Source organism: Variovorax monticola, from assembly GCF_051216855.1.
GTDB lineage: Bacteria > Pseudomonadota > Gammaproteobacteria > Burkholderiales > Burkholderiaceae_C > Variovorax.
Genome location: NZ_JBPJZP010000015.1, coordinates 1 through 1,178, shown reverse-complemented (window position 1 = coordinate 1,178; position 1,178 = coordinate 1). Strand labels below are relative to the sequence as shown.

Sequence of the window (1,178 nt, the reverse complement as noted above, 5' to 3'; positions counted from 1 at the left end):
CCGGAGTAGCGCAGCTTCTGCTCGCCCAGCTTGAACGGCGCATTGAGGCTGATGTCGGCCGTGTACAGCTTCAGGCGCGAGGTGCCTTCGCCGAACTCTTCTTCCGGCGCAATGCGCGAACCGAAGCCGCCGGTGCCGCTCTTGTAGGCCAGTGTGCCTTCGAGCGTCGCGTCGCCGATGAACTCCTTGTGGTTCAGGCTGAACTCCACGCCGCCGACCACGCGGTGCTGCACCTCGACCTCGGTGTCGTCCACGAAGTTGCGCGATTCGCGGCGCCAGCCCTTCACTGCCATGGTCGTCTTGCGCTGCTGGTCGCGGTAGATCAGGCGCGAGAGCTTGATCTCGGCGTTGTTGCTCTTGCCCGCGTACACGTAGTCCTGGTTCAGGCCGGCCACACTCTGGTGGTACTGGCTGTTGGAGGCGGTGAAGCCCAGGAGCCAGTAGCCGTAGGGCAACGAGTAGTGGACGGTCTGGCCTTCGGTGCCTTTGGCCGGGTCACTGAAGACGTGGTTGTTGATGCTGTGGTTGGCGCTGACGTAGAACAGGTCGTTCAGGCCGAAGGGGTTGTCCAGGGACAGGGTGGCGCCGGACTGGTAGCGGCCTGTGGCTTCGGTGCCGCTGTCGTCCAGGCTCAGTGCAACACGCCACTTCTTGGACTGAACGTACTTGACGACGAGGTCGCTGTCGCCGGGCTTTGCATTGGGTGCGGTCGAAGGCTCGATCTGGATGTCGGCTTCTGCTGTGGGTGCGCGCTTGAGGTTCTCCAGGCCTTGCTCGATGTCGCGCAGGTTCAGTAGATCGCCGGGGCGTGTTGGGATGGCCATGGCGAGCAAGGCGGAACTGCCGAGCAGCGTGGACGAAGAGTCTGCCGTCGTGCGGATGGCTGCGATGCGGCCGGGGATCAGGGACAGGGTCAAGGTGCTGGTCGACAGGTCCTGTGGCGCGGCAAGAACGCGGGTGGTGACGTAGCCGCGGGCGATCGCTGCTTGCTGGGCGCGGGTGAGGACGACATTGACGCCGGTCGTGCCGAGGCAGCGGCCGATGGGCGAATCATTGCCTTCGGGGCCGGACAGGTCGGCGACGGCCCATTGGAAGGACTCGGATTGCTCGCCCACCAGGAGTACGCGGTCGATGCGGAAGCATGGGGACTCGGATTCGGGGATGCGTTGAACCGGGGC

1 protein-coding gene is annotated in these 1,178 nt (G+C 64.9%); it reads right to left on the bottom strand.

Annotation, left to right across the window (positions count from 1 at the left end; translation table 11 throughout):
- Positions 1-1,178: ShlB/FhaC/HecB family hemolysin secretion/activation protein (locus ACSFA5_RS32430; protein WP_435448153.1), on the bottom strand; the 1,178-nt coding region annotated here is incomplete at both ends.